Genomic DNA, 9,532 nt, shown 5'->3' with positions numbered 1-9,532 from the left:
GGACATGGGGCGCAGACACATCCTCATCACCGGGGGCGCGAAGCAGGTCGTCATCTTCGGAGGGGCTGGCTTCATCGGCTCCAACGTGGCGGACCACTACCTGCGTGAGGGCCACCCGGTGCGGGTGTTCGACAACGTGTCGCGCCCCGGCGTCGAGCGAAACCTGCGCTGGCTCCGGGAGCGGCACGGCTCGCTGCTGAGCGTGGAGGTGGCGGACACCCGCGACCTGCTCGCGGTGCGCCGGGCGGTGCGGGATGCGCGCGAGGTGTTCCACTTCGCCGCCCAGGTGGCCGTCACGCACAGCCTCCGCTCTCCCCTGCACGACTTCGAGGTCAACGCGCGGGGCACGCTCCACGTCCTCGAGGCCCTCCGGAACATGGAGACGCCGGCGCCGCTCGTCTTCACCTCCACCCACAAGGTCTACGGGGGGCTGCGGGGGCTCGAACTCGAAGCCCAGGGCCAGCGCTATGCGCCGTGCGACGCGGCCACGCGCGACAACGGCATCAGCGAGCAGTGCCCGCTCGACTTCGAGAGCCCCCATGGCTGCTCCAAGGGGGCCGCGGACCAGTACGTGCTCGACTACGCGCGCTCCTACGGCCTGCCGACGGTGGTGCTCCGGATGAGCTGCATCTACGGGCCCCGGCAGTTCGGCGCCGAGGACCAGGGCTGGGTGGCGCACTTCCTCCTGCGCGTGCTGGACGGCGAGCCCCTCACCCTCTACGGCGACGGCCTGCAGGTGCGCGACATCCTCTACGTGGAGGACCTGGTGCGTGCCTTCCGGCTGGCCCAGCAGGCCATGCCGCGCATCCAGGGGCGGGCCTTCAACATCGGCGGAGGGCCGGGACGGACGGTGAGCCTGCGGGAGCTGCTGGCGCTCATCGAGCAGCGCACTGGCCGCACGCCCCGCCTCCACTTCGAGGACTGGCGCACGGGAGACCCGCGCTACTACGTCTCCGACACCCGCGCCTTCACGCAGGCCACCGGGTGGGTGCCCCGCGTGGGGGTGCATGAGGGCGTGGCGCGGCTGAGGGGATGGTTGGAGGAACTCAGGGGCGCACGGACGCGGCCGGCCACGGAGCGGGGGGAATCGCTTGAAGTCATCGCCAGCCAGCCCTGAGTGCCTGCCTCCGGAGCCCTGTCGCGCCCTCCATGCATCCTGAACCCGAGGAGCCGTCCCACGTCATGCGTGTCATCCTCTTCTGTCACTCGCTGCTGTCGGACTGGAACCACGGCAACGCCCACTTCCTGCGCGGGGTGGTGACGGAGCTCTGCCTGCGCGGCCACCCCGTGCGCGTCTTCGAACCCGAGGACGCGTGGAGCCTCCAGAACCTCCGCGCCGAACCCCAGGGCGAGGCGGCGCTGGCCGAGGTGCGCGGCGTCTATCCCTTCGTGCGGCCGGAGCGCTACGCGACGGCTTCGCTGGACCTGGATCGCGCGCTCGACGGGGCGGACCTGGTGCTCGTGCACGAGCGGAGCCCGCCGGAGCTGGTGCGGCGCCTGGGTGAGCGCCGCGCCGCGGGCGGCACCTTCCGGCTGCTCTTCCACGACACCCACCACCGGGGCGTGAGCGCCCGCGAGGAGATGGCCCGGTACGAGCTGTCCCACTACGACGGGGTGCTGGCCTTCGGTGACATCCTCCGGCGTCTGTATTTGAAGGAGGGCTGGGCCCGCCGCGCGTGGACGTGGCACGAGGCCGCGGATGTGCGCGTGTTCCACCCGCGTCCCCGCAACCGGGAGGTGCGGGACCTGGTCTGGATTGGCAACTGGGGCGACGGCGAGCGCACCGCGGAGCTGCACGAGTTCCTGCTGGAGCCCGTGCGCACGCTGGGGCTGACGGCGCGGGTGCACGGCGTGCGCTACCCGCCCCCCGCGCTGCGGGCGCTGTCGGAGGCCGGCATCGAGTACGCGGGCTGGCTGCCCAACCACCGGGTGCCCACGGCCTTCGCGCAGGCGCGCGTCACCGTGCACGTGCCCCGCAGGCCGTATGCCACCGCGCTGCCCGGCATCCCCACCATCCGCCCCTTCGAGGCGCTGGCGTGCGGCATCCCGCTGGTGACGGCGCCCTGGGAGGACACGGAGGGGCTCTTCACGCCGGGCCGGGACTTCCTCGTCGCCCGCGACGGCGCGCAGATGCGGCGTCACCTGTCCGCGCTCCTCGCGGACGCCGGGATGCGGCGCGACTTCGCGGACGCGGGCCTGCGCACGGTGCTGGCGCGCCACACCTGCGCGCACCGCGTGGAAGAGCTGCTGGGCATCTGCCAGGAGCTGGGCCTGCCCTCCGACGTCGTCCACCCGCTGTCCTCCGAAAGGGTCCACGCATGAGACGCGGACTGCGCATCGCCTTCTTTGGTTCGAGCCTGGTGTCCGCCTGGTGGAACGGCGCCGCCACCTACTACCGGGGCCTCATCCGCGCGCTGCACACGCGCGGCCACCGCGTCACCTTCTACGAACCGTACGCCTGCGAGCGGCAGGCGCACCGCGACCTGGCCGACCCGGCCTGGGCCCGCGTCGTCGTCTACTCCGTGCAGGACACCGACAGGCTGACGGACTGTCTGGAGGAGGCCTGGGGTTCGGACGTGGTGGTGAAGGCCAGCGGCGTGGGCGCGTTCGACGCGCTCCTGGAGGCGCAGGTGCTGGAGCTGCGGCGCCCTGGCACCCAGGTGGTGTTCTGGGACGTGGACGCGCCCGCCACGCTGGAGCGCGTGGCGAAGGACGCGACCGACCCCTTCCGCGCGCTCATCCCCCGCTATGATCACATCCTCACCTCCGGAGGCGGCGCGCCGGTGGTGAACGCCTACCGGGAGCTGGGGGCCCAGCGGTGCGTGCCCATCTACAACGCGTTGGATCCGGCCACGCATCACCCGGTGCCGCCGGACGCGCGCTTCGAGGGGGACCTGTCCTTCCTGGGCAACCGGCAGCCGGACCGTGAGGTCCGGGTGGAGGGCTTCTTCCTCAAGGCCGCGACGCTGCTGCCCCGGGCGCGGATGCTGCTGGGGGGCAGCGGCTGGGAGGACCGCGCGCTGCCCGCGAACGTGCGGCGCCTGGGCCACGTCTACACCCAGGACCACAACGCGCTGAACTGCTCCGCGCGGGCGGTGCTCAACATCCACCGCGACAGCATGGCGCGCTTCGGCTTCTCCCCCGCGACGCGGGTGTTCGAGGCGGCCGGCGCGGGCGCGTGCCTCATCACCGACGCGTTCGAGGGCGTGGAGCAGTTCCTGGAGCCCGGGCGCGAGGTGCTGGTGGCCCGCTCCGGCGAGGAGGTCGCGGAGCACGTCGAGCGCCTCACCCCGAAGGACGCCTGGCGGATGGGACGGGCGGCGCTGCGGCGCGTGCTGGCGGAGCACACGTACGTGCACCGCGCGGTGCAGGTGGAGGCGGAGCTGGGCTTCCACACCCCGTCCACCGCGGCGATGGCGCCGGGGAGGATGTGATGCTGCCCGCGCGCGAGCGGGTGCTGGATGCGCACACCGCGGCCCATCGCGCGCGGACGTTGGAGGACTCCGCGCACGCTGTCTCCGCCGGCCGCGTGCCGTGAAGCTGAAACCCCGCGCGGGGGCGGGCATCGGAACGCGCATGGAGTCCCCTCCGCCTCCCAAGCCCTGCGCCGTCTGCGGCCGCGCCATCACCTGGCGCAAGAAGTGGGCGCGCGACTGGGAGGCGGTGCGCTACTGCTCGGACGCGTGCCGGGGAAGGCGGACCCAGGCGCGTGATTCCCCGCTGGAGGCGCTCATCCTGGAGCTGCTGGCCCGGCGGGCAGGCGGAGCCACGGTGTGTCCCTCCGAGGTCGCCCGTGCGGTGGGAGACGGTGACTGGCGCGTCCGCATGGAGCCCGTGCGCGAGGCGGCCCGAAGGCTCGTCGCGCGTGGGGTGCTGGACATCGTGCAGGGCGGGCGCGTGGTGGACCCCTCCACCGCGCGTGGCCCCATCCGGCTGCGCCTGCGTCCCTGACGCGGATGTGGAGCGCACCACAGCTGGATGCGCGGTCTCGGAATCCCGCTTGCGCGCACATGGAGGGTCCGACTACGCGCAAGGCCCATGGCCCGCGAGAAGAAGACCGAATTCGACATCATCCTGTGGGGCGCCACGGGATTCACCGGCCGCCTGGTGGCGGAGTACCTGGCCCGCTCGCAGGACGCGCACGGCGCGAAGTGGGCGCTCGCGGGCCGGGACCGGGAGCGGCTGGAGAAGATCCGCGCGGAGCTGGCGCAGTTGCAGCCCGCGTGCGCGGACCTGCCGCTGGTGCTCGCGGATGCGAAGGACACCGCGTCGCTGGATGCGCTGGTGGCGCGCACGCGCGTCGTCATCTCCACCGTGGGGCCCTACAACAAGTACGGCAGCCAGCTGGTGGCCGCGTGCGCCCGCGCGGGCACGGACTACTGCGACCTGACGGGCGAAGTGCACTGGATGCGCAAGATGATCGATGCGCACGACGCGCAGGCGCGGGAGACGGGCGCGCGCATCGTCCACACCTGCGGCTTCGACTCCATCCCCTCCGACCTGGGCGTGCTGCTGGTCCAGGACTACATGCGCGAGAAGCACGGCGGCCACTGCGACCACGTGCGCTACCACCTGACGCGCATGCGCGGCGGCTTCAGCGGCGGCACCATCGCGAGCATGATGGACACGCTCGACGCGGTGAAGGCGGATCCGTCGCTGCGCCGCATGCTGACGAGCGCCCATGCGTTGGACCCGGAGCCCGGCCGCGGCACGAAGGAGGAGCGCGACCAGATGACCGTGCGCCGCAGCCCGGACACGGGCGGATGGACGGCGCCGTTCGTGATGGCCTCCGTCAACACGCGCGTCGTGCGGCGCTCCAACGCGCTCCTGGGCTTCCCCTGGGGCCGCGACTTCTTCTACGCGGAGGTCTCCGACTTCGGGCCCGGCCCCAAGGGGCTCGCAATGGCGGCGGGCACCACCGCGGGGCTGGGGGGCTTCATGGCCGCCGCGAACGTGAACGTGGTGCGCGGCCTGCTGGAGAAGCACGTGCTGCCCTCGCCCGGAGAGGGCCCGTCCGCCACGGCGCGCGAGCAGGGCTGCTTCGAGGTGAAGCTCCTGGGCGAGGGGCTGTCCCCCAAGAGCGGCCAGCGCGTGAAGGTGGAGGGCAAGGTGGCGGCGCAGGGAGACCCGGGCTACGCGGCGACGTCGCGCATGCTCGCCGAGTCCGGCCTGTGCCTCGCGTTCGACACGCTGCCCAAGCGCGGCGGCGTCCTCACGCCCGCGTCGGCCATGGGCATGGTGCTGGTGCAGCGGCTGCGCAAGGCGGGGATGACCTTCGAGGTCCACGACCGCGCCGCGTGAAGCGCGCCGGGGCCCGTGTCATGGCACGGGCCCCACGCTGCTTTCAGTCGCGCAGGTAGTGGCAGGTGTAGCCGCCCGGGTTCTTCACCAGGTAGTCCTGGTGGTAGCCCTCGGCGGGGGTCCACTCGCCCGCGGGGGCGATCTGCGTGACGACGGGGCGGGGCCACTTGCCCGACGCGTTGACGCGGGCCTTCACCGTCTCCGCCGTCTTCTTCTGTGCGTCCGACAGGTAGAAGATGGCGGAGCGGTACTGCGAGCCCACGTCGTTGCCCTGGCGGTTGAGCGTCGTCGGGTCGTGCATGCGGAAGAACCACTTCTCCAGCAGCCCCTCGTACGTCAGCAGGTTCGGGTTGAAGACGATGCGCACGGACTCCGCGTGGCCCGTGGCCCCCGTGCGCACCTCCTCGTAGGTGGGGTGCTCTGCGTCCTTCGGGCCGCCCGTGTAGCCGACCTCGGTTTCGATGACGCCGGGGATCTTCCGCAGCAGGTCCTCCATGCCCCAGAAGCACCCGCCCGCCAGGTACGCCGTCTCCGTGGTGGCCTCCGGCTTCGGGGCGGCGCGACCGAAGGCGGGCAGCCACGCGCCGTAGCCCTTCGCGGCGAGCTCGTTCACGGGGATGAAGCGCAGCGACGCGGAGTTGATGCAGTAGCGCAGGCCCGTGGGCTTCGGCCCGTCCTCGAAGACATGGCCCAGGTGTGAGTCGCCTTCCTTGGAGCGCACCTCCACGCGCACCATGCCCAGGCTCGCGTCGCGCTTCTCCACGACGTGCTCCTTCGCCAGCGGCTTCGTGAAGCTGGGCCAGCCGGTGCCGGACTCGAACTTGTCGCGCGAGGAGAAGAGGGGCTCGCCGCTGACCACGTCGACGTAGAGCCCTTCCTCGTGGTGGTTCCAGAAGGCGTTGCGGAAGGGCGGCTCGGTGCCCTCCTTCTGGGTCACCTGGTAGACGGTGGGCGGCAGGGTGCGCCGCAGCTCCTCGTCGGACGGCTTCGTGAACTTGCGGCCGTCCTTCACCGGGGTGGACATGGCCGTGGCGGGCGTCGTGCCGGGAGGAGCGCCGCGCGCCTCGGTGCACGCGCTCAACACCGCGACCAGGGCCAACGCGACGGGCCACAGCCGGCGGGCCACGGAGGGGGAGACTGCACGGGCGGACGACATGGACTGGGGCCTCCGGACGCGCCCGGGGTGGGCGCTCCTGTTGGATACGCGGGAGCCTGGGGTGCGGTTTCAGCGATTGTTGACTCCTGGCGCACACCGGGCGGCCGGACGGGCCATTCCGCGCCTTCCCGGAGCCCCGTCCAGTGGCCGGGACGGCAGCCCGGCGCTACGTTTGGAGCCGCAAGGGAAGGGGAGCCGATGAGCCAGGGACGTGGGCCGAAAGGTCCAATCGGACGGGTGACAGGCATCTCGCGGGCCGAGGGCGCCAGCGTCGTCCTGCGCATCCGGGCCCTCCAGCGGGTGGAGGGCGCCGCGGCCATCTCCGCCAACAGCACTCCCCGACGCTCCTTCGCGGAGGTGATGGAGCGCCACGCCCAGGGGCTGAACTGGTCGGAGCCGCTGCCGCTGCCCGTGCCTCCCAGGGCCCTGCCTCCTCCCGTGCGCGGTTACGAGGACGCGGAGTCGATGACCGCGGAGCCCGCGCCGGACACCTTCGTCGGTCTGATGTGGTTGAAGCTCAAGCGCTCCCGCTGAGGCTTCCCAGGGCGGGCGCGAGCCGGACACCTTCGTCGGGCTGATGTGGTCGAAGCTCAAGCGCTCCTGCTGTGGCCATGGCCGGCCGCGCGCCATCATGACCCCACGAAGAAGCGTGACGGGCGAGCGGCCACCGCGCGGCGGGTGCGAGGTACGCTCGCCGGCCTTCATGACCGCCTCGTCCGAATCCCCGCAGCCTCCCGCCCGTCACGCGCTGGTGGTGACCACGTCGGACCGGGTGGACAACGCGCTCGCTCAGCGCGCGCGCGAAGCAGCGGAAGGCGTAGGCGTGCCGTACGTGGAGCGCCACCACAAGCTGCCGCTGAAGAAGCTGCTCACCGACACCGCGGACGCGCTCATCGTCTTCGAGTCCACCGCCGTGTCGCTGGTGGACGCGGAAGGGGCGCTGCGCTTCTCGCCGGGGCTCGCGCACCTGCGCGTGAAGCAGCTGGACGCGGGCGTGCCGGAGGACATGTTGCTGCGCATCGCGGAGCTGCGCGAAGGAGAGCGCGTGCTGGACTGCACGCTGGGCCTGGGCGCGGATGCGCAGGTGGCCGCGCGGCTGGTGGGGCCTTCGGGCCACGTCACCGCGCTGGAGAAGAGTCCCGCGCTCTACCTCCTGGTGCGCCACGGGCTGGAGGGCCTGCCGCGCCACCCCGCGTCCTGCGCGGTGGAGGTGGTGCATGCGGACGCGGCCGAACACCTGCGCACGCTGCCGGACGGCGCGTTCGACGTCGTGCTCTTCGACCCGATGTTCGAGAAGGAGCGCAAGTCCTCCGTCGCCTTCGAGACCCTGCGCCGCCACGCGGACTACGCGCCACTGACCCGCGAGACGGTGGAGGAGGCCCAGCGCGTCGCCCGCCGCGCGGTGGTGCTCAAGGGCTCGCGCTACTCCCGCGACTTCAAGAAGCTGGGCATCACCCCGGAGCCCGCCCGGCCCAACGCCACCGTGCTCTGGGCGAAGCTGCCGGGGCGGGGGAGCTCCATCAGGCGCGCTTGAAGGCGCTCGCGTCGGGCAGGCCGCTGCCGCCCAGGTCCGCGCCCATGGCGGTGAGGATGCCCGAGTAGATGTCCGGCTCGTTGGAGGTGAGCTTTCCTGGCTGGGCCGCCCCGGTGCGCGCGTCGAAGCCGTAGGTGAGCGTGGTGTCGGGGTCCACGCCGCCCAGCACGGTGTTGCCCTTCACCATGGGGGACAGCAGCAGGAAGCCGTTGTTGAGGTCGTGGCCCGACCCGAACTCCGTGGCGTTGGCGGGGCGGGGACGGGTGCGGCCGAACTCCGTGGCCACGTAGATCATCGTGCGGTCCCACATGGACTCGCCGGTGCTCGCGTCGAACGGCTCCGACTTGAGCAGCGTGATGAGCGAGTCCACCGCGCCCAGGATGCGCGCCCACATGAAGGCCTGGCCGCCCCGGTGGTCGTTGTGGCTGATGTCGAACGCGAGCGGCGGGTTGGCGATGCCGTTGGCCCCACCCACCGCGACGTTGAAGTCGGGCCCGAGCGTCACCGACACCGACACCCGGTACTTGAGCAGGAGGAACGCGAGCGCGGCCTGCCCCTCCACGGGGTCGGTGAAGAACGCAGGGAAGGCCGCGCGCAGCCGCGCCCCGTCCGGCGAGCCGTCCAGCCCGTACTGCGCCAGGGGAATCTGCGGCGGCGCGTTGGGCAGGATGTTGAGCCGGGTGATGAGGTCCATGCCCTCCAGCTTCGGCTGCTGCACGATGCGCTGCTCGTTCCAGCGCTTCAGCGCGGCGCTGTCCTGGAAGGTGCGGCCGAAGATGGACTTCTGGTCCAGCTTGTTGCGCGTGGAGCGCGCCAGCGCGATGACGTCCTTCGACGGCGCACCGGCGATGCCGCGCGACCCATCCAGGCCCAGCGGCCACAGCGACGGGTTCACCACGGTCTCCCCGAAGCACGCCAGGGGCAGGGTGTCGTCGGTGCCGCGCTCGGCGTAGCCGCCCGTGCCCATGTTGACGTTGGGCAGGGGCATGCTGGCGCCCCACTGGAGCGCGACGGCCTCCTGGAGCGTGCGGCCCCGCCAGGCGGCGTTGCCCGTGAGCGAGCGCTTCTGGGCGATGGCGTGGTTCACCGACGTGCCCACGGAGGTGGCCACCAGCATCTGGTTCATGTGCTTCTTCACGAACGCGAGCTGGTCGGTGTTGACCGGGATGGGGATGCTGCCCAGGCGCGAGTTGCTGTACTTCACCGCGCGGAAGGGGCTGCCCGTCACGGATTGCACCTGCGCGTCCGGGAACGTGTTGAGCCCTCCCGCGTTGGCGGACTCGGACTGGCGCACCGCGAGGAAGCTGTCGACGATGGACGCGCCTCCCGCCGCTCCAATGACGATGAGGAACTTCGGCTTGCCGTCGAGCGCGTCGCGCTTGCGGCCCAGCTTCTCCAGGGCCTCGGGCGTCTCCAGCGATTCACGGCAGCCGGAGAGGAGGGGACCGAGGGTGGCGGAGCCCGCCGCGCAGAGCGACAGCGCTCGCAGCATCTCCCGACGCGACAGCCGACCGGTGTGTTTGAGGGTCATGGACGGGGTT

The 9,532-nt window shown here is 72.1% G+C and carries 9 protein-coding genes; 7 read left to right on the top strand and 2 right to left on the bottom strand.

The window, feature by feature from the left end; genetic code table 11:
* Window positions 1–4 precede the first annotated feature (4 nt).
* The 5 genes from D7X12_RS16600 to D7X12_RS16580 all read left to right on the top strand — a co-directional run bounded on the left by D7X12_RS16600 (window position 5) and on the right by D7X12_RS16580 (window position 5,301).
* Window positions 5–1,117, top strand: coding sequence for an NAD-dependent epimerase/dehydratase family protein (locus D7X12_RS16600; RefSeq protein WP_120626237.1), 1,113 nt, complete (start codon window positions 5–7; stop codon window positions 1,115–1,117).
* A gap of 65 nt (window positions 1,118–1,182) precedes the next feature.
* Window positions 1,183–2,322, top strand: coding sequence for a CgeB family protein (locus tag D7X12_RS16595; protein ID WP_120626236.1), 1,140 nt, complete (start codon window positions 1,183–1,185; stop codon window positions 2,320–2,322).
* Window positions 2,319–3,434, top strand: a complete 1,116-nt coding sequence (locus tag D7X12_RS16590) for a CgeB family protein (protein ID WP_120626235.1) — start codon at window positions 2,319–2,321, stop codon at window positions 3,432–3,434. Before D7X12_RS16595 ends, D7X12_RS16590 begins: the two co-directional genes overlap by 4 nt.
* A gap of 100 nt (window positions 3,435–3,534) precedes the next feature.
* A complete protein-coding gene (locus tag D7X12_RS16585) occupies window positions 3,535–3,951 on the top strand; it encodes a DUF2256 and DUF3253 domain-containing protein (protein WP_244224602.1) in 417 nt (138 codons plus the stop codon).
* 87 nt (window positions 3,952–4,038) lie between these two features.
* Window positions 4,039–5,301 carry a saccharopine dehydrogenase family protein gene (locus D7X12_RS16580; RefSeq protein ID WP_120626234.1) on the top strand — a complete coding sequence of 421 codons (1,263 nt, stop codon included), beginning with the start codon at window positions 4,039–4,041 and terminating at the stop codon, window positions 5,299–5,301.
* A 43-nt stretch (window positions 5,302–5,344) separates the two neighbouring features.
* Here D7X12_RS16580 and D7X12_RS16575 read toward each other — a convergent pair whose 3' ends face one another.
* Window positions 5,345–6,457, bottom strand: coding sequence for a bifunctional methionine sulfoxide reductase B/A protein (locus D7X12_RS16575; protein WP_120626233.1), 1,113 nt, complete (start codon window positions 6,455–6,457; stop codon window positions 5,345–5,347).
* 237 nt (window positions 6,458–6,694) lie between these two features.
* On the opposite strand from D7X12_RS16575, the gene D7X12_RS16570 reads away from it, so the two are divergent.
* Both D7X12_RS16570 and D7X12_RS16565 read left to right on the top strand, forming a co-directional pair.
* The gene (locus D7X12_RS16570) at window positions 6,695–6,991 is read left to right on the top strand and encodes a hypothetical protein (RefSeq protein ID WP_120626232.1); all 297 of its coding nucleotides are present in this window, start codon (window positions 6,695–6,697) and stop codon (window positions 6,989–6,991) included.
* 169 nt (window positions 6,992–7,160) lie between these two features.
* The gene (locus D7X12_RS16565) at window positions 7,161–7,991 is read left to right on the top strand and encodes a class I SAM-dependent methyltransferase (protein ID WP_120626231.1); all 831 of its coding nucleotides are present in this window, start codon (window positions 7,161–7,163) and stop codon (window positions 7,989–7,991) included.
* On the opposite strand, the gene D7X12_RS16560 is transcribed toward D7X12_RS16565, so the two are convergent.
* The gene (locus D7X12_RS16560; protein WP_120626230.1) at window positions 7,978–9,522 is read right to left on the bottom strand and encodes a DUF1501 domain-containing protein; all 1,545 of its coding nucleotides are present in this window, start codon (window positions 9,520–9,522) and stop codon (window positions 7,978–7,980) included. The two genes, D7X12_RS16565 and D7X12_RS16560, sit on opposite strands and share 14 nt — an antisense overlap.
* Window positions 9,523–9,532: the final 10 nt, after the last annotated feature.

The organism is Corallococcus sicarius (genome assembly GCF_003611735.1).
GTDB classification, from domain to species: Bacteria; Myxococcota; Myxococcia; order Myxococcales; family Myxococcaceae; genus Corallococcus; species Corallococcus sicarius.
This window is presented reverse-complemented; position numbering and strand designations above follow the sequence as displayed.

Excerpts from the sequence above, each read along its gene's own strand:
- D7X12_RS16600 (WP_120626237.1), top strand. The coding sequence starts at position 5 with ATGGGGCGCAGACACATCCTCATCACCGGGGGCGCGAAGCAGGTCGTC.
- D7X12_RS16595 (WP_120626236.1), top strand. The coding sequence starts at position 1,183 with ATGCGTGTCATCCTCTTCTGTCACTCGCTGCTGTCGGACTGGAACCAC.
- D7X12_RS16590 (WP_120626235.1), top strand. The coding sequence starts at position 2,319 with ATGAGACGCGGACTGCGCATCGCCTTCTTTGGTTCGAGCCTGGTGTCC.
- D7X12_RS16580 (WP_120626234.1), top strand. The coding sequence starts at position 4,039 with ATGGCCCGCGAGAAGAAGACCGAATTCGACATCATCCTGTGGGGCGCC.
- D7X12_RS16575 (WP_120626233.1), bottom strand. The coding sequence starts at position 6,457 with ATGTCGTCCGCCCGTGCAGTCTCCCCCTCCGTGGCCCGCCGGCTGTGG.
- D7X12_RS16565 (WP_120626231.1), top strand. The coding sequence starts at position 7,161 with ATGACCGCCTCGTCCGAATCCCCGCAGCCTCCCGCCCGTCACGCGCTG.
- D7X12_RS16560 (WP_120626230.1), bottom strand. The coding sequence starts at position 9,522 with ATGACCCTCAAACACACCGGTCGGCTGTCGCGTCGGGAGATGCTGCGA.